This window comes from Streptomyces roseofulvus, from assembly GCF_039534915.1.
Classification (GTDB): domain Bacteria; phylum Actinomycetota; class Actinomycetes; order Streptomycetales; family Streptomycetaceae; genus Streptomyces; species Streptomyces roseofulvus.
Genome location: NZ_BAAAWE010000001.1, coordinates 1132141 through 1154255, shown reverse-complemented (window position 1 = coordinate 1154255; position 22115 = coordinate 1132141). Strand labels below are relative to the sequence as shown.

The following is a 22115-nucleotide window of genomic DNA, read 5'->3' as shown; positions in this document are numbered from 1 at the left end:
GTCACGATGACCGACACCCGCACCCGCCCCTGGCACGGCATCATGGTCGCCACCACCCTGCCGCTGCGCGAGGACCTCTCCGTCGACCTCGACGCCTACGCCGCCCACGTCCGCTGGCTCCTCGACAACGGCTGCGACGGCGTCGTCCCCAACGGCTCCCTGGGCGAGTACCAGACCCTCACCGACGCCGAGCGCGCCGCGGTCGTCCGCACCGCCGTCGAGGCCGCCGGCGACGGCTCCCGCGTCATGCCCGGCGTCGCCGCCTACGGCTCCGCCGAATCCCGCCGCTGGGCCGAGCAGGCCGCCGAGGCCGGCGCCGGCTCCGTCCTCCTCCTGCCGCCCAACGCCTACCGCGCCGACGAGGAGGCCGTCCGCGTCCACTACGCCGAGGTCGCCCGCGCCGGGCTGCCGATCGTCGCCTACAACAACCCCATCGACACCAAGGTCGACCTCACCCCGGCCCTCCTCGCCCGCCTCCACGCCGACGGGAACATCGTCGCCGTCAAGGAGTTCAGCGGCGACGTCCGCCGCGCCTACGAGATCGCCGAACTCGCCCCCGGACTCGACCTCCTCATCGGCGCCGACGACGTCCTCCTGGAGCTGGCCGTCGCGGGCGCCGTCGGCTGGATCGCCGGCTACCCCAACGCCCTGCCCGAGTCCGCCGCCACCCTCTACCGGGCCGCCGTCGCCGGCGACCTCGCCACCGCGCTGCCGCTCTACAAGGCCCTGCACTCCCTCTACCGCTGGGACTCCAAGACCGAGTTCGTCCAGGCCATCAAGCTCTCCATGGACCTCGCCGGGCGCCCCGGCGGCCCCACCCGCCCGCCGCGCCTGCCGCTCACCGGCACCGCCGAGACCGCCGTCCGCGCCGCCACCGAGAAGGTCCTCGCCGAAGGACTCCGCTGACCCAGGGGGGAAGACAGCCCATGCGCACCCGACACGTCTACCACGCGGTGGACTCCCACACCGAGGGCATGCCCACCCGGGTGATCACCGGCGGAGTGGGGGTGATCCCCGGCGCCACCATGGCCGAGAAGCGCCTCCACTTCATGGAGCACCGCGACGACCTGCGCACCCTGCTCATGTACGAGCCGCGCGGCCACGCCGCCATGAGCGGCGCCGTCCTCCAGCCCGCGACCCGCCCCGACGCCGACTACGGAGTCCTCTTCGTCGAGGTCTCCGGCCTGCTCCCGATGTGCGGCCACGGCACCATCGGCGTCGCCACCGTCCTCGTCGAGACCGGCATGGTCCCGGTCACCGAACCGGTCACCACCGTCCGTCTCGACACCCCGGCCGGGCTCGTCTCCGCCGACGTCCGCGTCGAGGACGGCGCCGCCCGTTCCGTCACCCTCACCAACGTCCCCGCCTTCAGCGTCGGCCTCGACCTCAAGACCGAGGTCCCCGGCTACGGCACCGTCACCTACGACCTCGCCTACGGCGGCAACTTCTACGCCTTCGTCGAACTCGACGCCCTCGGCCTGCCCTTCGACCGCGCCCACAAGCAGGAACTGATCACCGCGGGACTGGCGATCATGGACGCGATCAACGCGGGCGAGGACCGGCCCGTCCACCCCGAAGACCCGGCCGTCGCCGGCGTCAAGCACGTCTACCTCGCCGCCCCCGGCTCCGACGCCCGCCGCTCCCGGCACGCCATGGCCATCCACCCCGGCTGGTTCGACCGCTCCCCGTGCGGCACCGGCACCAGCGCCCGGATGGCCCAGCTGCACGCCCGCGGACAGCTCGCCCTGGACACCGACTTCGTCAACGAGTCCTTCATCGGCACCGAGTTCACCGGCCGGCTCGTCGCCGAGACCACCGTCGGCGGCCGCCCCGCCGTCGTCCCCACCGTCACCGGACGGGCCTGGATCACCGGCACCGCCCAGTACTTCCTCGACCCCACCGACCCGTTCCCCGCCGGATTCCTGCTGTGACCGCCCTCCCCGCGGACGGCGTCCGCGTCACCGACTACCACACCGCCGGCGAGCCCTTCCGGATCGTCGCCGACGGCGTGCCGCCCGCCCCCGGCGACACCGTCGCCGAGCGGTGCGCCACCGCCATCGGCCCCGGCGGCTCCGGCACCGCCCCCCGCCCCGGCCCCCTGGACGCGCTGCGCCGGCTCCTCGTCCAGGAACCGCGCGGCCACGCCGGCATGTACGGCGGGTTCGTCGTCCCGCCCGACGACGACGGCGCCCACCTGGGCGTCCTCTTCTGGCACAAGGACGGCTTCTCCACCGCCTGCGGCCACGGCACCATCGCCCTCGCCGCCTGGGCCGTCGACACCGGCCGCGTCCCGGCCGGCCCCGGCGACCGGGACGTGCCGGTCCGCATCGACGTGCCGTCCGGCCGCGTCACCGCCACCGTCCACCGGTCCGGCGGCCGCACCACCGGCGTCACCTTCCGCAACGTGCCCGCCCGGGTCACCGCCCGCAAGGTGCCCGTCGCCACCGGCCTCGGCATCGTCGAGGCCGACCTCGCCCACGCCGGCGCCTGCTACGCCTCCGTCTCCGCCCGCGAGCTCGGCCTCACCGTGGACCGGGCGTCGCTGCCCGAACTCACCCGGGTGGGACGGGAGATCCGCACCGCGCTCGCCGGCCACCCCGCGACCTGGCACCCCGACGGGCCGCTGCTCTCCGGCGTCTACGGCGTCATCCTGTACGAGGACCTGCCCGAGACCCCGGAAGGGCCGCGCCAGCGGAACGTCACCGTCTTCGCCGACGGCCAGATCGACCGCTCCCCGTGCGGCTCCGGCACCTCCGCCCGGCTCGCCCTCCTCGCCGACGAGGGCCGCCTGAAGGAGGGGCAGGTGCTCACCCACGAGTCCGTCGCCGGCACGGTCTTCACCGGCCGCGCCGTCCCCGGCGGCGATCCCGGCCGCGGACTCGTCACCGAGGTCACCGGCACCGCCCACCGCACCGGCGAGGCGCACTTCACGCTCGACCCGGACGACACCCTCGGCGCGGGGTTCCTCCTGTGACCGCGCTCCCGTACCTCGACGGCGGCGCCGTCACCCGGGCGCTCGCCCCGGCCGCCGCCGTCGAGGCCCTGGCCGCGGTCCTGCGGGACGGGCTCGACCCCGAGACCTGCCCGCCCCGCTCCGCCGTCCCCGTCCCGGCCGGCGAACTGCTGCTCATGCCGGCCGCGGCCGGCGACTGGGCCGGAGTGAAGATCGCCGGGGTGGCGCCCGGCAACGCCGCCCTCGGGCTGCCCCGGATCACCGGGAGCTACATCCTCCTCGACGGGACCACCCTCCGCCCCCGCGCGCTGCTCGACGGCGCCGCTCTCACCGCCCTGCGCACGCCGGCCGTCTCCGCCCTGGCGGTCCGTCACCTCACCCCGGGAGAAAGGCCGTTGCGGGTGGTGATGTTCGGCTCGGGACCGCAGGCGTACGGGCACGTGGACGCGCTCCTCGCGGTGCGGAAGCTCGCCTCCGTCACCGTCGTGGCCCGCGACCCGGGGCGGGCCGAGGGGCTCGCCGCGTACGCGCGGGGGATCGGAGTCCCCGTGGCGGGCCCCGGCACCGCCGCCGAGGTGGCGGAGGCGGACCTGGTGGTCTGCTGCACCACGGCACGGACGCCCCTCTTCGACGGGCGGCGGGTGGCGCCCGGGGCGGTGGTCGTCGCCGTCGGCTCGCACGAGCCGGACGCCCGTGAGACCGACACCGCCCTGGTCCGCCGCGCCGAGGTCTGGGTCGAGGCGCGGTCGGCGGCCCTGCGGGAGGCGGGTGACCTGCTGATCCCCGAGGCGGAGGGGGCGATCGGCCCCGGCCACATCACCGGCACGCTCGCCGACCTCGTCCGGGGCCCGGGGCTGCCCGCCCCCGGGCCGGCCCCCCGGCTCTTCAAGAGCGTGGGCATGGCCTGGCAGGATCTCGCCGTGGCCGTCGCGGTCCACCGGGCGGCCACCGGCTGAGCAACGTGACATTGTACGCTGGGCGCCTGCGGATTCTCGGAGGAACGGCGTGGGTGACCTGAAGCAGCACAGTCTCATCAAGGCCCAGGAGCGGCTTCGCGACCAGGTGGGCCACGCGCTGCGCGCGGCCCTCACGGCCGGTGAGCTGAAGCCCGGGACCGTCTACTCGGCCCCGGGCCTCGCGGCCGAGCTCGGCGTGTCGGCCACCCCGGTGCGCGAGGCCATGCTCGACCTGGCCCGCGAGGGCCTCGTCGAGCCGGTCCGCAACAAGGGCTTCCGGATCACCGAGGTCAGCGAGCGCGAGCTCGACCAGTGCACCGAGCTGCGCATGCTCATCGAGGTGCCGACCGTCGGCCGGGTCACCGAGACCGCGACGGCCGAGCAGCTGGAGGCGCTGCGCCCGCTGGCGGAGGAGATCGTCGCCAACGCCCGCGAGCACAACCTCATCGGCTATCTGGAGGCGGACCGGCAGTTCCACCTGACCCTCCTCGGCCTGTCCGGCAACGACCGGCTGGTGGAGACCGTGGGCGACCTGCGCAAGCGGTCCCGGCTCTACGGGCTGACCGGCCTGGACGAGGCCGGCAAGCTGGTCTCCTCCGCCGAGGAGCACGTCGAACTGCTCGACCTGATGATCGCCCGCGACCGGGCCGGCGCCGAGGCGTGCATGATGCGCCACCTCGGCCACGTCCGCTCGCTCTGGGCCGAGGCCCGGGACGAGCCGGTCGAGCCGGCGGCCGGCGCCCTGCGCTCGGTCCGCAAGCGCTGACCCCGGCCCGCCCGGACGACGAACGGCGCGCCGCACTCCACGGGGGAGTGCGGCGCGCCGTTCGCGTGGGCGCGGGCGGGGATCAGACCGCCGTGGCCGGGAAGGTCGGGTACTCGACGCCCGAGACGTGCTGGACGACCCGGATCACCTGGCAGGAGTAGCCGAACTCGTTGTCGTACCACAGGTACAGGATCGCGTTGTCGCCGTCGACCTTGGTCGCGCCGGCGTCGACGATGGACGCGTGGCGCGAGCCGACGAAGTCCATCGAGACGGCGTCGGGGGCCGTGGTGAAGTCGATCTGACGCTTCAGCGGCGAGTGCAGCGAGACGTCCCGCAGGTACTCCAGGACCTCGTCGCGGGTGGTCTCGCGGCCCAGGCGCAGGCTGAGGATGGCGATCGAGACGTCCGGGACGGGGACGCGGATCGAGCTGCCCGTGATCGGGGCCTTCAGCTCCGGCAGCGCCTTCGCGACGGCCGAGGCGGCACCGGTCTCGGTGATCACCATGTTGAGCGGCGCGGAACGGCCGCGGCGGTCGGCCTTGTGGTAGTTGTCCAGCAGGTTCTGGTCGTTCGTGAACGAGTGGACGGTCTCCACGTGACCGCGCAGCACGCCGTACTCGTCGTCCATCGCCTTGAGCGGCGGGACGATGGCGTTGGTGGTGCAGGAGGCGCAGGAGAGGATCTGCTCGTCCGGCTTGATCGTGTCGTGGTTGACACCGTGCACGATGTTCGGGACGTCGCCCTTGCCGGGCGCGGTCAGGACGACCTTGTCGATGCCCGGACGCAGGTGCTTCGACAGACCCTCGCGGTCGCGCCACTTGCCGGTGTTGTCGATCAGGATGGCGTTCTCGATGCCGTACGCCGTGTAGTCGACCTCGGAGGGGTCGTTGGCGTAGATGACCTTGATCGTGTTGCCGTTGGCGACGATGGAGCTGTTCGCCTCGTCGACGGTGATCGTGCCCTGGAACTGGCCGTGGATCGAGTCCCGGCGCAGCAAGGAGGCGCGCTTGACGAGGTCGGCCTCGCCGCCGCCGCGCACGACGATGGCGCGCAGCCGCAGCCCGTTGCCCGAGCCGGCCTTCTCGATGAGGAGGCGGGCGACGAGGCGGCCGATGCGGCCGAAGCCGTAGAGGACGACGTCCCGGCCGTCACGGCGCTCGATCTTGTTCGCACCCGTGGCGCCGGCGACGGCCTCCGCGGTGAACTCCTCGACCGTCAGGCCGCGCGAGTCGGCCTTGTACTCGGCGGCGAGCATGCCGATGTCGATCTGCGAGGGGCCGAGGTCGAGCGTGGTGAGCGTCTGCAGGAAAGGCAGCGTCTCGGTGACCGAGAGCTCCTCGCCGGCGATCTGGCGGGCGAAGCGGTGCGTCTTGAGGATGCTGACGACCGACTTGTTCACCAGGGAGCGGCTGTGAACGAGGACGGTGACGTCCTGCTCACGGTGCAGCTTCCCGATGATCGGGATCATCGACTCCGCGATCTCCTCACGGTTCTTCCAGCTGGTGAACGAGTCATCATTGACAGTCACAAGATTTATCTTTCGAGCTAGACGGCGCTCATATGGTAACCCGGGGGTCCTTCGCCCCCACAAGGGGGCCCGAACGCATGTCCTCCACCTCACACCCGCGGTGGGGCGAACCGCTCCCCGACCAGCCGTCGCAGCTCCGCCGCCGAGCCGGGCGCCAGCCGGTAGACGCCCTGGAGTCCGGCCGAGCGCAGCAGCCGCCCGTCCTCCACGTGCGACAGCCGCCGCTCGCCCCGGCGGGAGGTGAAGGTCAGCCGCTCCAGGACGTCGCCGGGGACCACCGTGTCGAAGGAGAGCGGCGAGCCCGGCGGGCCGAGCAGCACCTCGGTGACGGCGCCGGTCTTCAGCACCCGCCAGTACAGGAGCTTGGCGTAGTCGTCGTCGTGCAGCTCGGTCCCCGCCTCCTCGTACGGCAGGACGCGGGACACCTCCATCGCCCCCAGCACATGGAGCCGGGTGCGGTGGGCCCGCACCGGGAAGACCGTGTCGCCCGGGCGCAGTCCGGCCCGCCGGAAGCTGGGCAGCGAGCCGAACGGCCCGCCGAAGAGCATCGTCAGCCGCACGCCCTCGTGACCGGAGCGCTTCAGCTCCCGGCAGAGGGCGTCGGTCCACAGCGTCGTATAGGAGTCGGCCATGGCGGCACCGTAGGGGCCGGCACCGACAGCGCCCGTCGGCTCACGCGAAGGCGTGTGCCCGGAACGCCTCGCGGACCCGGGCCAGCGGGGCCGGGTCCCGGGTCACGTACAGCCGGTTCGTCAGCAGGACCGCCCACCGGGCGCGGGCGGGGGAGACCCACATCGCCGTCCCCGTGAAGCCGAAGTGCGCCCACACGTCGTCGGCGGGCGCGGTGCCGGGCGCCGGGTGCCAGAGCAGGCCGCGCGCCGGGCCGAGGTTCCCGGTGCCGACCCGCAGCGAGGCCGCCGCCCAGGCGGCGGAGAAGGTCCCGGGCGGCGGGTCGAGGACCCCGCGCAGGAAGCGGCCCGTGTCGCCGGCCGTGGTGAAGACGCCGGCGATCCCGCACGCCCCGCCGAGCAGCCGGGCCGAGAAGTCGTGGACCGTGCCCTTCAGATGACGCCCGGTCTCCTCGTCGTACTCGGTGGGCGCGCAGCGGACCGCCGCCTCGGGCGGCAGCGGGCCCCAGTGGGTGTCGCGCATGGCGAGCGGCGCCCACACGCGCTCCTCGGCGAGGCGGGCGAGCGGCCGGCCCGTCAGGTGCTCGGCCAGCCAGCCGAGGACGAGCGCCGCCCGGTCGGTGTACGCGACGGCCGCGCCCGGCGGGTGCCGCAGCGGCTCGGCGAGCACCCCGTCCCGCACGTCCTGCGGGTCGGAGCCGTACAGGAAGCGCAGATTGGCCCGGAGCGGCATGCCGGCGGTGTGGGTGAGGAGGTGGTGCGGGGTGACGGCGCCGACCGGGCGCCCGGCGGCGGCCGCCCAGAAGGTGCCGAGCGGCGCGGACAGGTCCAGCTTCCCGGCGTCCACCAGGGTGCCGGTCACCGCCCACACCGAGAGGATCTTGGTGAGGCTGGCCACGTCGAACAGGGTGTCCGGGCGGACCGGCTCCTCCGGCCGGGCCGGGTCGAGGACGCCGACCGCGCCGGCCGACCAGGTGCCCGAGGCGTCGCCGACCGCCCACACGGCGCCCGGGCACACCCCGTCCCGGACCGCGCCGGCGAGCAGCCGGGCGTACGGGGGAACCTCGGCGCGCTCCGCCACGGCACACCTCCCACGGGGGCCGGTGCGGCCCGGACCGGCCGCACCCAGGCATGCATGCCCGCGGGCGGCGGGGAGGACACCGTTCCGCCCCGGACGCCGTCGGCCGGCGGAGTCGGTTGGCGGAGTCGGTCGACCGCGTCGGTCGACCGCGTCAGTTGACGGCGTCAGTTGGTGCCGTCGGTGCAGACGACCTCGTCGCGCGGCGTGTAGTGGGTCTTGAAGGTCTGCCGCTTGACCTCCTCGCCGCCGTTCTTGAAGACCCGGTCGACGGCGATGTCGAAGCCCTCCAGCGGCTCCTGCGGCACGCACTTCTCGCCGGTGGCCTCGCGCTTCTCCGGCTTCGTGATGTTCGTCCGCGGCCCGGCCACCGCCTCCACGGAGTCGTACTTCCTGGTGCCGTAGAAGGTGATGGTCACCGAGGAGTCCGTGGCGCTCGCCGCGATGTAGATCGGCTTGCCCGAGTCGTTGCGGAACTTCTGGTCCAGGCTGCCCCAGGCGACGGTGGCCTCCCGGCCCGCCGGGTAGCGCTCGATGTAGAAGGAGTGCGCGCCGTACTCGACCGGCTGCACGCCCGCGAAGAAGACCGCGTTGAAGACGGTGGTCGCGACGGCCGACACCCCGCCGCCGGGCGCCTCCTGGTACCGGCCGTCGAGGATCATCGTGCCGTCGACGAAACCGTTCTCCTCGGTGCGCTCGCCCACCGTCTCGTTGAAGCTCCACACCTCGCCCGGCTGCACCAGCGAGCCGTTGATCAGCTCCGCGGCCCGGCCGATGTTCACCGTCCGGTACGGCGCCGTGGGGAAGTTCACGGTGAAGGTGGACATCTGCTCCTTGATGCCCAGCGAGCCGAGGGTGGCGGTGCTCACCTGCGGCTGGGTGACCTTGGTGGCCACCGTGGCGGTACGGGCCGCCTCCCCGGTGCGGGTGAGCAGCGGGTCCACGGCGGCGCCGAGCGACCTCTCGGTCACCTCGCGGCCCGGCCTGCCCTCCTTCACGACGACGACCTTGCCGTCCCGCACCCCGAGGGTGCCCTCCACCGGTGCGCCCGTCATGGCGGCGAGCGGCCGGGCGACGTCCGGGTCGCGCAGCAGGGCGGCGGGGTCGAGGGAGCCGGTGAGCCGGCCGTTCTCGTTCTTCACGGTCAGGTGGTCGCCCAGGGTCTCCGGGGAGATCCGCAGCTTCTGGTCCCCCACGGTCAGCGTGACCGGGCCGGAGACGGCCGGCTTCGCGTACGCGTCGAGGAAGCGGGTGACCTCGGCGGCGGGCAGCTTCGGCTGGGTCACCGACACCGGCAGGCTCACGGCGGCGGCGCCGGGGGCGGCCGGGTAGGCGGCCCGCAGGGCCTCGGCGGCCTTCGCGGTGTCGAGCTTCTGTCCGGCGACGGAGCGGGTGGCGACGGCCTCGCCGTCCCGGAAGGAGACCGAGCCCTCCTTGACGGCCCGGTCGTTCTCCTCGGCCAGCGCGGCGACGGCCGCGTCGGTCTTCGCCGCGTCATGGGCGAGAACCGGATCGATCTCGCGGTCGCCGGAGGAGAAGAGGCGGCCGATGACGGTGAACGGGTCCCTGGACGGGTCGGCGGCCCGCTCGGCCGTCGCCTCCGCGTCGACGGTCAGCCCGGCGGCGGCCGGGCTCACGCTCTCGGTCCGCTCGCCGACCGTCACCGGTATCGGCGCGGTCCACGCGGCCGGCGCCTGCGCCCGCAGCCGCTCGGCGGCCTCGGCCTTGCTCAGGCCGCCTATGTCCACCCCGGCGACCCGGGTGCCGGCGGATATGTCGTCTCCGGTGGTCACCAGACCGGCCACGTACAGGCCGCCCGCCGCGACGGCCACCACGCCCGCGGCGATCGCGACCGTCCGCCACCGTGGGCGGCCGCCGCCGGCTGCGGGCGTCGGGGCAAGGTCGGTCCTGGGGCGGGGCACACGCTCTCCCGGGGCGTCGGGGACAAGGGGATCCTCACGACCGTACGTCGAAAGAGTGTCAAATGCACATAAAGCCGGTCTGACCTGCGACGATACGCCACGGAACCGGGTCGCGACGCAGGGTGCGCACCGGGCCGGGGACGGGGCGCGGGAGGGCCCCGCGGAGCGGCGCGACCACGGCGCCGCGGCGCCGCCCGCCTGATAGGTTCGCCGCACATACGGGCGGTCGGCGGGCGGCGGGCCCGGGGCCGAGGGGAGAAGCGGCACATGGCGTCGAGCGGGCGACAGACCGGCAGGCCCACCCTGGAGGAGGTCGCGGCCCGGGCCGGCGTCGGCCGCGGCACGGTCTCCCGTGTCATCAACGGCTCCCCGAAGGTGAGCGAGCAGGCCAAGGCGGCCGTCGAGAAGGCCGTCGCCGAGCTGGGCTACATCCCCAACCGGGCCGCCCGCGCGCTGGCCGGCAGCCGCACCGACGCCGTCGCCCTCGTCGTCCCCGAGACCGAGGCCCGGCTCTTCGCCGAACCGTACTTCCTCGACATCATCCGCGGCGTCAGCGGCGAACTCGCCGCCGCCGACAAGCAGTTGCTGCTCACCCTGATCCGCAGCGACCAGGAGCGGCAGCGCTTCGAGCAGTACCTCGCCGCCCAGCGCGTCGACGGCGTCCTGCTGGTGTCCGTGCACGCCGACGACCCGCTGCCCGACCGGGTTCGCGCCCTCGGCCTGCCCGCCGTGCTCAACGGCCGCCGCCGCGAGGACGAGCCGGTCGCCTTCGTCGACTCCGACAACACCGGCGCCGGCCGCACCGCCGTCGCCCACCTCGCCGCCCGCGGGCGCACCCGCGTCGCCACCATCACCGGCCCCCTCGACATGTACGGCGCCCGCTGCCGCCTCGACGGCTACCGCGAGGGCCTCGCCGAGGCGGGGCTCGCCCCCGACGACGCCCTCGTCGCCACCGGCGACTTCACCGAGGAGGGCGGCCGCCGCGCCATGCGCGAACTCCTCGACCGCGCCCCCGACCTGGACGCCGTCTTCGCCGCCTCCGACGTGATGGCGGCCGGCGCCCGGGCCGTGCTGCGCGAGGCCGGCCGCCGGGTCCCCGAGGACGTCGCCCTCGTCGGCGTCGACGACTCCGCCGTCGCCCGGCTCATGGACCCGCCGCTCACCAGCGTCCGCCAGCCCATCGAGGAGATGGGCCGCACCATGGCCCGGCTGCTGCTGGCCGAGATCGCCGCCCCGAGCGAGCCCGACGACCAGCCCCGCCGGATGCTCCCCACCGACCTCGTCGTCCGCGCGTCCTCCTGACGACGGCCGCCCGTCACCCGGCCATGGCATGATCGCGCCACCGCCGGCACCGGGCCGGCGGCGACCGGGGGACCCTTCATGGACCGGTACGTCGTTCCCGGGGCGTTCGCGCTCCTCCTCGCCGTCGGCGGCATCGCCACCCTCCGCACCGGATGGGTGCCGCCCTGGCTCCGCCGCAAGGTCCGCAAGGTCGCCCTCTACGGCTGGGCCCAGGTCGTCATGGCCGGATCCTTCGCCCTCCAGAGCGCCGGCGGACTCGCGGGCGAGCCGGCCGCGGGATCCGCCGTCGGCCTGGTCGCCGTGCTCACCATGCTCGCCGCCCTCGTCCTCCTCCTCGTCTCCCGACTCGCACCCCGCGGCGAGTGAACCCACGGCCGGCGACCCGCGGCGAGGGAATCCGAGCCCCGGCGTGTCGTTCGGGTGAGCCCAGCAGGCGGCCGGGCCGCCCGTGGGTTCGAATCGGGTCATGGCTTCCTACGACAGGCGCACAGGCGGCTCCCCGAGGCCGCCGAAGGCCGGTGACACCTGGTGGTACGCCGCCGTGGCCGGCGAGGCCGCGGACTCCTTCAGCACCCGCGTCCGCACCCGGACCCGGCGTGCCTGCCTCGGGGCCGTCCTGCTGCTCACGCTCGTCTACGCGGGTCTCGTGCTCACCGCGACCGGCCGCCGCTGGGGCGACGCCGCCGTCACCGGCCGCCGCGCCGACACCCGCATCGCCGTCTTCCTCCGCGACCACCCCTCGCTGGCCGGGGCCGCCACCCTCTCCCTCGTCCTCGCCTGCGTCCTCCTCGTCGGCCTCGGCGTCCTGCGCAAGCGGTACGCGCTCACCGGCGCCGCCGTCGGGGCGGTCGCCGTCGCCCTCGCCGTCGCCGGACTCCTCCAGCGGTACGCGCCCCGCCCCCGCCCCGACGCCGCCGGGGCACTCGCCCCCAGCGGCTTCCCCAGCGCCACCGCCACCCTCGCCTTCGGGATCGCCTTCGCCCTCGCCCTGGTCGTGCCCCGGCGCTCCCGCGAGCTCGTCGTCGGCGCCGCCACCCTCTGGGCCGTCGTCCTCGGTGCGTACTCCGTCGCCGCCGGCGACCACCGTCCCGGCGACGTCATCGCCGCCGCGCTGCTCGCCCTCGCCGTCCAGTGCGGCCTGATCGCCCTGCTCGCCCGCCGCGGCAAGGTCCGCCCCGGCACCCGGCGCGGCACCACCGCGCGCGGCCTCCCGGTGACCCTGCCGCTCGCCCTGCTCGCCGCCGGCGGCCTCGCGGCCGGGTTCCTGCTGCTCGGCGACACCCTCGGACTGCCCGCCACCGCCCCGTACGACCCCGACGAGCTCCGCCTCGCCCACCGCTGCGGCCAGGCCCTCGCCGCCGGGGTCGGGGCCGCCGCCGGGCTGGCCCTGCTCGTCCTGGTCCGCCACGTCGACCTGGCCGGCGGCCCCGCCTCGTACCGGCTCGGCGGACCCCTCATCGAGGACTCCGGCGCCCCCGATCAAGGAGAGCTCGTGGGGCCCTTTACGGAGAACCACGATCACGAGATATCTTGATGTCGAGCAATCTCGCATACGCAGACGTGGAGCGGAGCACCCTGGTGACTGACTCGACCATCATCTACACCCACACCGACGAGGCGCCGGCCCTGGCGACGTACTCGTTCCTGCCCGTGATCCAGGCGTATGCCTCCACGGCCGGCGTCACGGTCGAGACGCGTGACATCTCGCTCGCGGGCCGCATCATCGCGAGCTTCCCCGAGTTCCTGGAGGAGGGCCAGCGCATCGGCGACGCCCTCGCCGAGCTCGGCGACCTGGCCAAGACCCCCCAGGCGAACATCATCAAGCTGCCGAACATCTCGGCCTCGATCCCGCAGCTGAAGGCCGCGATCGCCGAGCTCCAGGCGCAGGGCTACGCCCTCCCGGACTACCCGGACGACCCGCAGACGGACCAGGACAAGGACGTCCGCGCCCGCTACGACAAGGTCAAGGGCTCCGCCGTCAACCCGGTCCTGCGCGAGGGCAACTCCGACCGCCGCGCCCCCGGCTCGGTCAAGAACTACGCCAAGAACCACCCGCACCGCATGGGCGCCTGGACCTCCGAGTCCAAGACCAACGTCGCCACCATGAGCGAGAACGACTTCGCCGGCACCGAGAAGTCCTACGTCGCCGCCGAGGACACCACCCTCCGCTTCGAGCACGTCGCCGCCGACGGCACCGTGACCGAGCTGCGCGCCCCCCTCAAGGTCATCGCGGGCGAGGTCGTCGACGCCTCCGTCATGCGTGCCGCCGCCCTGCGCACCTTCCTCTCGGAGCAGGTCGCCCGCGCCAAGGCCGAGGGCGTCCTCTTCTCCGTGCACCTCAAGGCCACGATGATGAAGGTCTCCGACCCGATCATCTTCGGCCACGTCGTGCGCGCCTTCTTCCCGAAGACCTTCGCCGCTTACGGCGCCGACCTCGCCGCCGCCGGCCTCTCCGCCAACGACGGCCTCGGCACCGTCCTCAACGGCCTGTCCGCCCTCCCGAACGGCGCCGAGATCAAGGCGTCCTTCGACGCCGAGCTCGCCGAGGGCCCGGCCCTCGCCATGGTCGACTCCGACAAGGGCATCACCAACCTGCACGTGCCGTCCGACGTCATCGTCGACGCCTCGATGCCGGCCATGATCCGCACCTCCGGCCACATGTGGGGCCCGGACGGCCAGGAGGCCGACACCCTCGCGGTGCTCCCGGACCACAGCTACTCCGGCGTCTACCAGGCCGTCATCGAGGACTGCCGCGCCCACGGCGCCTTCGACCCGGCGACCATGGGCTCCGTCCCGAACGTCGGCCTCATGGCGCAGAAGGCCGAGGAGTACGGCTCCCACGACAAGACCTTCGAGATCGCCGCGGCCGGCACCGTCCGCCTCGTCGACGCCTCGGGCGCCACGGTCCTGGAGCAGGAGGTCGCCGAGGGCGACATCTTCCGCGCCTGCCAGACCAAGGACCTGCCGATCCAGGACTGGGTCAAGCTCGCCGTCACCCGCGCCCGCGCCACCGGCGCCCCGGCCGTCTTCTGGCTGGACGAGAACCGCGCCCACGACGCGCAGCTCATCGCCAAGGTCGAGCAGTACCTGCCGGAGCACGACACCGAGGGCCTGGACATCCGGATCCTGTCCCCCGTCGAGGCCACCAAGTTCTCGCTGGAGCGCATCCGCCGCGGCGAGGACACCATCTCCGTCACCGGCAACGTCCTCCGCGACTACCTGACCGACCTCTTCCCGATCCTGGAGCTGGGCACCAGCGCCAAGATGCTGTCGGTCGTCCCGCTGATGGCGGGCGGCGGCCTCTTCGAGACCGGCGCCGGCGGCTCCGCCCCGAAGCACGTCCAGCAGCTCGTCAAGGAGAACTACCTCCGCTGGGACTCCCTCGGCGAGTTCTTCGCGCTGGCCGCCTCCTTCGAGCACCTGGCCACCACCACGGGCAACGCCCGCGCCCAGATCCTCGCGGACACCCTGGACCGCGCCACCGGCACCTTCCTCAACGAGGACAAGTCGCCGACCCGTCGCCTCGGCGGCATCGACAACCGCGGCAGCCACTTCTACCTGTCCCTGTACTGGGCCCAGGAGCTGGCCGCGCAGACCGACGACGCCGAGCTCGCCAAGGCGTTCGCCCCGCTCGCCGAGACCCTCTCGGCGAACGAGCAGAAGATCGTCGACGAGCTGAACGCCGTCCAGGGCTCCCCGGCCGAGATCGGCGGCTACTACCAGCCCGACCCGGCCAAGGCCGCGGCCGTCATGCGCCCGTCCGCCACGTTCAACGAGGCCGTCGCGTCGCTCGCCTGATCCGGCACCCGACGCGTACCGCCCCGGCCGGAATCCTTCCGGCCGGGGCGGTCCCGTCGGTGGCGGATACGCCATTCGGGTGTGACCCTGGAGGGCATGAGCTGGGCATCTTGGACGACCGCCGGTGTCTACACCGGGCGTGGTGGGGTGCTGACCGTCGAAGGCGGAATCGTCACGGGCGACCTGACCGTGCACACGACCTTCGCCGACGGTGAGGCACGCGTGGCCGTGCAGTACAGCGGCGCATCCGACTGGTTCACCATGTCGGGCAGTCCCGTCCCCTGCTCCTCGGAGGAGGAGAGCCGAGAACTCCACGACGTCGTCGTGGAAGCCGTCCGGGAGGGCCACGGGGCGACCGTCCCACGCCTGCCCCATCCGACCGGCTAGCGGCCGGACCGTCGAGCGAGAAAAGTGTTATCCCTGCCCGGCCCCTCGGCTCTCCACCAGGACGGGGACGAGGACCGGGGACAAGGGAGCACCATTCATGCACAGCGACGAGCAGCGCACCACCGCCCTGGTGGAGGCGGCGCGCGCCGGCGACCCGCACGCCAGGGACGCGCTGGTACGGGCCTTCCTGCCGCTCGTCCACAACGTGGTCGGCCGTGCCCTCGACGGCCACGCCGACACCGACGACATCGTCCAGGAGACCCTGGTGCGCGCCCTCGACGGGCTGCCCGCGCTGCGGGACCCGGCGCGCTTCCGGTCCTGGCTCGTCGCCATCGCCATGAACGGCGTCCGCCGCCGCTGGCGGGAACGCCTCCAGGCACCCGTCCCCGGCCTCGACCGGGCCGTCGGCCTCGCCGACCCGGCCGGCGACTTCACCGACCTGACGATCCTCCGCCTCGGCCTGACCGGACAGCGCCGGGACGTCGCCCGGGCCACCCGCTGGCTCGACGAGGACGACCGCGAACTGCTGTCGCTGTGGTGGCTGGAGGCCGCCGGCGAACTCACCCGCGCCGAACTCGCCGAGGCCCTCGGCCTCGACCCGGCCCACGCCGCCGTCCGCGTCCAGCGGATGAAGGAACGCCTGGAGACCGGCCGGGCCGTGGTCGGCGCCCTCGACGCCCGCCCGCGCTGCCCCGGCCTGGCCGACGCCCTCACCGCGTGGGACGGCCGCCCGTCGCCGCTGTGGCGCAAGCGGCTCGCCCGCCATCTGCGCGACTGCCGCGCCTGCGGCGCCGGCCGCGACCGCCGCGGACTCGCCCCCGTCGAGGGCCTGCTCGTCGGCATCGGCCTCGTCCCGCCCCTCGCCGGAGTCCTCCTGGACGCCGGGACGTCCCCGGCGTTCGCGGCCGAACCGGTCGGCTGGGCGGATCCGTCGGGCGGCGCGGAGCCGTCGGCCGGCGTGCAGCCGACCGGGACGGCGGACCCCGCGGGCGCGGTGGAACCGGGGGGCGCGGTGGACCCCGCGGGCGCGGCGGAGGGCATACCCGGCGGCGAGCCGGTGGCCGGGCACGCCGCCCCGTACTGGACCCCCGGGCGCCGGGCCGGGGCCGCCGGCGTCGCGGCCGTCGCCGTCCTCGGGGCGCTCGTGCTGACCCTCCCCGAGCCCGCCCGACCGGCCGCCGCACCGCCCGCCACCACCACGGCGCCGGCCCCCTCACCCACTGCCACCCCCACCCCCACGCCCACCCCGAGCGCCGTCACCGCGGCAGCCACCCGCCCGGTGCCCACCCGCCCCCCCACCACCGCCGCGCCGACCCCGACGCGGACCGTCGCACCCACCCCGGCCGACCCGGGGGAGCGGGTCACCGCACTGGTCAACGGGCTGCGGGCCGAGGCCGGTTGCGGACCGCTGCGCACCGACGCCCGGCTGACGTCCGCCGCCCGCGCCTACGCCCGTGACATGACGACCCGCGGCTACTACGGCCACGCCAGCCCCGAGGGCGAGTTCGCGGACACCCGGATGACCGAGGCCGGATACCGCTGGTCGGCCTGGGCGGAGAACCTGGCCCAGGGGCAGCGGGACCCGGCGGAGGTGGTCGCGAGCTGGCGGGACGACCCCGCCCACGCGCGCAACCTCCTCGACTGCGCCTACCGCGACACCGGAGTGGCCGCGGTGCCGGGCCCGGGCGGCACGGTCTGGGTGCAGAAGCTGGCCGCGCCCGCGAACTGAGCGGACGTCACCCCCGGGTGCCGAAGTCCTGCACCCACCACGGCCCGTCCGCGGTCAGGGCGACGCCGACCCCGATGTCGCGGAACGCGCAGTTGAGGATGTTCGCCCGGTGGGCCGGGCTGTCCATCCAGTCGTCCATCGCCCGCCGCGGGGTCTTCGGCCCCTTGTGGATGTTCTCGCCCCACGCCGACCAGTGGTAGCCGGCGGCGCTGATCCGGTCGCCGCCGTCCCGGCCCTCGGGGCTGGCGTGGGCGTAGTAGTCGCGGGCCGCCATGTCGTCGGCGTGCCCCTGCGCTGCCTTCGCCAGCCGGGCCTCGGTGCGCAGCGGGCCGCAGCCGGCCCGGTCCCGTTCGGCGTCGACCAGCGCCAGGACGTCCTGGACGTAGCGGTCGGTCCGGGACGGCGCCTTCACGGGAGCGGCCAGGGCGGCCCCCGTCTGCGGGGCGAGTCCGTCGGCCGCCCCGCCGGCGCCGTCCGCCCGGGGCGCGGCCGGGGTCTGCCGGGCCCCGGCGAGGGCCTGGGGCGAGGTGGGGGCGGGGTGTCGGGGGGCGGGGGTCGGGGGGGTGGGGGGACGGGGGCGTGGCCGCGCGGGGGACGGGAGCGGAGGGCGGGGTGGCCGCGTACAGGCCGAGGAGGATCGTCACGGCGGCCGCCGTCGTGCCCGCGGCGAGGACGGCCGCGGAGAACCCCGGCCGGGGGAGCGGCCGGCGGCGGACCGGGCCGCCGCGACGGTGCCGGCCGGCCGCGGCGGCGTCCCGGCCGCGGGCGCGTCCGTCGGGGTCGGAGGGGTCGGGACCGTGGTGGGGGCCGGGACCGTCGTACCGCATGGGGCTCCGCTCTCTCGCCTGGGCCGCCGTCGGGTCCGGCGCCCGGACGGGCCGCCGGGGCGACGGGGTCAAGGCTTTCCGCGCTCCGCCGCCCCGACACCCCCCGTCAACCCGGCGGGTCAACTCCGTGCGTCAACCCGCCGCGTCGGCTTGACGGGATGACCCGTCCCTCCTCAGCCCTGCGGGACCACCGCCACCGGGCACGGCGCCAGGTGCAGCGCCGCGTGCGCCACCGACCCGATCCGCTGCCCCAGCGCCCCGCGCCTCGCCCGCCGGCCCACCACCAGGAGCTGCGCGTTGCCCGAGGTGGTGAGCAGCACCTGCCCGGCGCTGCCGAGTTCGACGTGCTCGGTCACCGGCACGTACGGGTACCGCTCGCGCCACGGGGCCAGCGCGTCGCGGAGCGCCTTCTCCTCGAAGGGCACCAGACCTCCGGCGTCGTCCGCGAGCCGCAGCGACGCCGGGCTGTACGCGAAGAGCGGCGGCAGGCTCCAGGCGCGCACCGCGCGGATCGCCGCCCCGCGGGCGGCGGCCGTCTCGAAGGCGAACCGCAGCACGGCCTCGCTGTCCTCGGGGCTGCCCTGCTGGCCCACCAGGATCTCGCCGGTGGGCGGTTCGGCGGCCCGGTCGTCGCGGGCGCGGACCGCGACCACCGGGCGGGTCGCGGCGGCGATCACCTGCTGGCCGTACGAGCCGAGCAGGAATCCGGCCACCGCGCCGTGTCCGCGCGAGCCGATGACCAGCATCTCGGCCTCGCCGATCGTGTCGAGGAGCGCCGCGACCGGGGTGTCGGTGAGCACCTCGGCGGTGATCTCCAGCGTCGGGTGCCGGCCGGCGATCTCCGTCTCGGCCGCGCGGACCACCTCCTCGGCGGCGTGCCGCTGCGTCTCCTCGTCCTGGACGAGCGGCAGGTCGAGCGGTTCCCACCGCCAGGCGTGCGCCAGCCGCAGCGGGACGCCCCGGTGCTCCGCCTCCCGGGCGGCCCAGTCGGCGGCGGCCAGGCTCTCCGGCGAACCGTCCACCCCGGCGACGATCTCCCGGCCCGCGCGGGGCTCCCGGGCCTCGCCGCCGTCCGCTCCGGTCTGCTGGGCCTCGCGACTCATCTGACGTCCTCCCTGCTCGTGGCCTGACGGGCCCGGCCGGACGGCCGGATCCCTGCTCACTCCCAGCTTGGGGCCAACGGCCGTCCCGGATGAGGGCCGGAGGTCCCGACATGCCGGTCCGTCCGCCCCGGGGACCCGTGTTGAACGCGTTCAAGACGGCGTGGCAGGATGCTCCCGGGGGTGATCGTCATGACGACGACGCGGACCGGTCCTCCTTCGTTCGGCCGGATCCTGATGGTGGCGACGGGCATGCTCATGCTGGAGCTGACGCTCGTCGCGGTGGTGCTCACGGCGTTCGAGGCGACCCGGGAATCGCGGGGCTACGCCTTCGAGCTGTCCTTCCTGCCCCTGCTGACGCCGTTCGCCGCGATCTTCGGCGGGGCGGCGGCGCTCGTCCTGGTGGTGCCGACGCTCGTGCTGGCCGGTTCCCTCGGGCGGCGGTTCGCCGGCGGGAGCGAGGCGTGGTGGTGGGTGGTGGCGGCCGCGGTGGTGATCGCGGCGGGCGGCTCCCTGATGGCGGGGCTGTACGTCCTCCGGTCCGTGCCCGCCGCCCTCGCGGCCTGGCCGGCGCTCACCGCCGGCATCGTGCCGGCCGCGCTGGTGGCCCGGTCGTCCCGGCGGTGGCTGCTGCGCGGCATCGCGCTCTGGGGCACGCTCGCCGTCGTCGGCACGGCGCTCCTCGGCGGCCTCGCCCTCGGCACCGGCGTCCTGGAGGAGTACCGCCCGCCCGCGGTCACCCGCGAGGGGCTGGTCGGCACCTGGACCGACGGGCGCGGCGGCACGCTGGAGCTGGCCGCCGACGGCACGGCGACCGCCGACGGCCTCATGGACCCGCCGGGCTTCGCTCCGCTTCCCGGCGAGGCGGTCGAGACCTGCACGGCGCGTGGCACGTGGACGCTCGCGGCGGCCGAGGGATGGGGCGAGAGCGTCGTGACGGACTTCCGGGAATGCCGGTTCGAGCGGTGGGAGATCGGCGGCGAGGAGGCCCGGGTGGTGCTCCGTCAGTGGGACCTGGACGGTGAGGAGATGGTCGCGCTGACCCGGGCCGGCTGACCGGGCGGCCCCGGATCAGGCGCTCCGCGCCAGCCGCGCGTGGGTGCCGTTGAGGTAGTGGTCGCCGATGTCGCGGAGGCGGTGCGACGGGCGGGTACGGGCGGTGAGCGCGCGGGCGTTGCGCCAGAAGCGGTCGAAGCCGGGCCCGCCGACCCCGGCCGGCGGGGCGCCCTCGACCAGTTCCAGGATGCGGGTGGTCAGCTGGACGGCCGCCCGGCCGGTGACGGTCTCTGCGGCGGCCACCAGCACCGCGAGGTCGGCGCGGTCCTCGACGCCGAGCGTCCAGCCGGAGCGCAGACCGCGGGCGAGGGCGTCGGTGGCCCGCTCGGCGACGGCGGCGGCGGTGTGCGCGGCGGTCGCCAGCTCCCCGTAGGAGAGCAGCAGATACGGGTCGTCCCCCTGGTCCGGCAGGGTCTCGGCGGGCGCCGCGCCCGGCTCCGGGGCGATCGCGCGGTTCACGTCGCGGGCCTCGGCGAGCGCGCCCTCCGCGATGCCGAGCGCCACGTGCACGAGCAGCAGCCGGAGCACGAGCGGCGCGAGCGCGGTGAACGGCGCCACGGCGTGCTCGTCGGCCGGCAGGGTGCCGAGGACCCGGGCGCGGGGCACCGATACGTGGTCGAAGACGACCGTCCCGGCGCCGGTCAGCCGCTGGCCGACCCGGTCCGCCGCCGCCTCGGCGCGCACTCCGGGGTGGGCCGGGTCGACCAGGACGACCAGCTGGTCCGCGGTGCCGGCGGGGCGGGCGGTGACCACCAGCCGGTCGGCGACGGTCACGGCCGAGTCGAAGGCGCGCCGCCCGTCGAGGAGCCAGCCGCCCCGGTCGGCGCGGGTGAGGGTGAGGCCCGGGCCCGCGCCGACCTGCGGGGGTTCGGCCGCGCCGGCGAGCAGCCAGCCCTCGGCCGCCGTCCGCGCGTCGAGGCGCGGGAACGTTCCGGCGCCCCGACCCGACGGGCCGGTGAGGAAGCGGCTCGTCCAGGACAGGGCGTAGTGGTGGGCCAGCAGTTCGCCGACCGAGCTGTCGGCGGCGGAGAGCTCCCGTACGGCGGAACACGCGGTGCGCAGGTCGGCCCCGTGGCCGCCGCCGAGGAGGGGGTCGGCGGCCGTGAGGAAGGCCGGGAGCCCGGCTTCCTGGAGCCGTTCCACCTCGTCGCGCGGACTCCGGCCGGCCCGGTCGCGGGCGTGCGCGTCGACGGCCAGGTCGTCGGCGACTTCCCGGACGACCCGCCGCCAGAGCGTGTCGTCCCTCGGCGTCGTCTGCTGCGCGCTCATACCGTCCCACCCGCTCTCCGTAATCCCACTGGATCAGTAGGGATAGTGGCAGAGGGGTGGCCCGGGCCCCAAGGGGTGTCCGCGATACGGATGGGGTCGTTTCGTCGGGTGAGACGCTGTCAGGTCGGCGCAGGTGGGGGAGGGGTGCCGCCGCGGGAGCGGCGGGTGGTGGCCCGTCAGGGGTTGGTCCACGCCTCCGGGTCGTCGGCGCGCGCGGCGATCTCGGCGGGCAGCCGGGCCGAGGCGACCTCGGCGAGCGAGACGCCCAGCACGTCGCGCACGCCGGCCCGCAGCGCGATCCACAGGGTCAGCAGCGACTCGGCGGGGCCCGTGTACGAGAGGTCCGGCGGGCGCTCCCCGCGCACCGACACCAGCGGGCCGTCCACGCAGCGGATGACGTCCGCCACCGAGATCGTCTCGGCGGGCCGCGCCAGCCAGTAGCCGCCCCGGCCGCCGCGCTGGCTCTCGACCAGCCCGCCCTTGCGCATGTCGCCGAGGATGCTCTCCAGGAACTTGTGCGAGATGCCCTGGCCCTCGGCGATCGCCTCGGCCTTCAAGGGCCCGGCGTCGCCCGCGGCCGCGAGCTGGAGGGCGGCCCGCACGGCGTAGTCGGCCCTGGCTGAAATGCGCATGCGGCGCATTATTCCGTACGGCTCCGAGGGCTGACGGACGCCGGTCGCGCGGGTCGCCCCGGGCCCGGGTGCGGGGCGCTTCGGCGCACCGCCCGGCCGAGCCGGCCGACCGCCGGGCCGGGGTCGCGGCGCGGTGGGGGTGGGGGCGGCCGCGCCGGGCCGGTCCCGGGCCAGGGGTGGGGC

The 22115-nt window shown here is 75.2% G+C and carries 20 protein-coding genes; 12 read left to right on the top strand and 8 right to left on the bottom strand.

The genetic code is table 11. The features are described 5' to 3' along the window. The first annotated feature begins 6 nt into the window (after positions 1-6). The 5 genes from ABFY03_RS05305 to ABFY03_RS05285 are packed head-to-tail and all read left to right on the top strand — an operon-like array spanning position 7 to position 4675. Complete coding sequence (locus ABFY03_RS05305) at positions 7-906, top strand: dihydrodipicolinate synthase family protein (protein WP_346169322.1); 900 nt, start codon at positions 7-9, stop codon at positions 904-906. Positions 907-926: 20 nt separating this feature from the next. Further along, entirely contained in the window at positions 927-1931 is a 1005-nt protein-coding gene (locus tag ABFY03_RS05300; RefSeq protein WP_346169321.1) for a proline racemase family protein, read from the top strand. Then, positions 1919-2974 (top strand): proline racemase family protein, encoded by a 1056-nt coding sequence (locus ABFY03_RS05295; protein WP_319009345.1) that lies wholly within the window; start codon positions 1919-1921, stop codon positions 2972-2974. The genes ABFY03_RS05300 and ABFY03_RS05295 overlap by 13 nt, the downstream gene beginning before the upstream one ends. Next, complete coding sequence (locus ABFY03_RS05290; protein ID WP_346169320.1) at positions 2971-3909, top strand: ornithine cyclodeaminase family protein; 939 nt, start codon at positions 2971-2973, stop codon at positions 3907-3909. Before ABFY03_RS05295 ends, ABFY03_RS05290 begins: the two co-directional genes overlap by 4 nt. Before the next feature lie 49 nt (positions 3910-3958). Continuing rightward, positions 3959-4675: a GntR family transcriptional regulator gene (locus tag ABFY03_RS05285; protein ID WP_319009321.1), complete on the top strand. Its 717-nt coding sequence runs from the start codon at positions 3959-3961 to the stop codon at positions 4673-4675. An 82-nt stretch (positions 4676-4757) separates the two neighbouring features. Here the strand turns inward: ABFY03_RS05285 and ABFY03_RS05280 are convergent, their stop codons facing one another. The 4 genes from ABFY03_RS05280 to ABFY03_RS05265 all read right to left on the bottom strand — a co-directional run bounded on the left by ABFY03_RS05280 (position 4758) and on the right by ABFY03_RS05265 (position 9832). After that, the gene (locus tag ABFY03_RS05280) at positions 4758-6203 is read right to left on the bottom strand and encodes a glyceraldehyde-3-phosphate dehydrogenase (RefSeq protein WP_319009320.1); all 1446 of its coding nucleotides are present in this window, start codon (positions 6201-6203) and stop codon (positions 4758-4760) included. An 89-nt stretch (positions 6204-6292) separates the two neighbouring features. Beyond that, positions 6293-6835 (bottom strand): hypothetical protein, encoded by a 543-nt coding sequence (locus ABFY03_RS05275; protein WP_319009319.1) that lies wholly within the window; start codon positions 6833-6835, stop codon positions 6293-6295. Positions 6836-6875: 40 nt separating this feature from the next. Continuing rightward, a complete protein-coding gene (locus ABFY03_RS05270; protein ID WP_346169319.1) occupies positions 6876-7913 on the bottom strand; it encodes a serine hydrolase domain-containing protein in 1038 nt (345 codons plus the stop codon). A gap of 164 nt (positions 7914-8077) precedes the next feature. After that, entirely contained in the window at positions 8078-9832 is a 1755-nt protein-coding gene (locus ABFY03_RS05265) for a VanW family protein (protein ID WP_346169318.1), read from the bottom strand. Between the two features lie 267 nt (positions 9833-10099). Between ABFY03_RS05265 and ABFY03_RS05260 the strand changes: the two genes are divergently transcribed. The 6 genes from ABFY03_RS05260 to ABFY03_RS05235 all read left to right on the top strand — a co-directional run bounded on the left by ABFY03_RS05260 (position 10100) and on the right by ABFY03_RS05235 (position 17048). Next, positions 10100-11134 carry a LacI family DNA-binding transcriptional regulator gene (locus ABFY03_RS05260; RefSeq protein WP_346169317.1) on the top strand — a complete coding sequence of 345 codons (1035 nt, stop codon included), beginning with the start codon at positions 10100-10102 and terminating at the stop codon, positions 11132-11134. 78 nt (positions 11135-11212) lie between these two features. Further along, on the top strand, positions 11213-11500 hold the full coding sequence (locus ABFY03_RS05255) for a hypothetical protein (RefSeq protein ID WP_319009315.1): 288 nt from the start codon (positions 11213-11215) through the stop codon (positions 11498-11500). A 100-nt stretch (positions 11501-11600) separates the two neighbouring features. Then, positions 11601-12668, top strand: coding sequence for a phosphatase PAP2 family protein (locus ABFY03_RS05250; RefSeq protein WP_346169316.1), 1068 nt, complete (start codon positions 11601-11603; stop codon positions 12666-12668). A 44-nt stretch (positions 12669-12712) separates the two neighbouring features. Then, positions 12713-14932 (top strand): NADP-dependent isocitrate dehydrogenase, encoded by a 2220-nt coding sequence (locus tag ABFY03_RS05245; RefSeq protein ID WP_319009313.1) that lies wholly within the window; start codon positions 12713-12715, stop codon positions 14930-14932. A 96-nt stretch (positions 14933-15028) separates the two neighbouring features. Continuing rightward, positions 15029-15319, top strand: coding sequence for a hypothetical protein (locus ABFY03_RS05240; RefSeq protein WP_319009312.1), 291 nt, complete (start codon positions 15029-15031; stop codon positions 15317-15319). A 97-nt stretch (positions 15320-15416) separates the two neighbouring features. Further along, positions 15417-17048, top strand: coding sequence for a sigma-70 family RNA polymerase sigma factor (locus ABFY03_RS05235; protein WP_346169315.1), 1632 nt, complete (start codon positions 15417-15419; stop codon positions 17046-17048). 7 nt (positions 17049-17055) lie between these two features. Here ABFY03_RS05235 and ABFY03_RS05230 read toward each other — a convergent pair whose 3' ends face one another. Then, complete coding sequence (locus ABFY03_RS05230) at positions 17056-17460, bottom strand: CAP domain-containing protein (protein ID WP_346169314.1); 405 nt, start codon at positions 17458-17460, stop codon at positions 17056-17058. 588 nt (positions 17461-18048) lie between these two features. Beyond that, the gene (locus ABFY03_RS05225) at positions 18049-18978 is read right to left on the bottom strand and encodes a universal stress protein (protein ID WP_346169313.1); all 930 of its coding nucleotides are present in this window, start codon (positions 18976-18978) and stop codon (positions 18049-18051) included. Between the two features lie 189 nt (positions 18979-19167). Here ABFY03_RS05225 and ABFY03_RS05220 point away from each other — a divergent pair, with 189 nt between their 5' ends. Next, positions 19168-20031: a hypothetical protein gene (locus ABFY03_RS05220; protein WP_346169312.1), complete on the top strand. Its 864-nt coding sequence runs from the start codon at positions 19168-19170 to the stop codon at positions 20029-20031. 15 nt (positions 20032-20046) lie between these two features. Here ABFY03_RS05220 and ABFY03_RS05215 read toward each other — a convergent pair whose 3' ends face one another. Continuing rightward, positions 20047-21300 (bottom strand): acyl-CoA dehydrogenase family protein, encoded by a 1254-nt coding sequence (locus ABFY03_RS05215; RefSeq protein WP_346169311.1) that lies wholly within the window; start codon positions 21298-21300, stop codon positions 20047-20049. A gap of 176 nt (positions 21301-21476) precedes the next feature. Beyond that, positions 21477-21932, bottom strand: a complete 456-nt coding sequence (locus ABFY03_RS05210) for an RrF2 family transcriptional regulator (RefSeq protein WP_319009306.1) — start codon at positions 21930-21932, stop codon at positions 21477-21479. Positions 21933-22115: the final 183 nt, after the last annotated feature.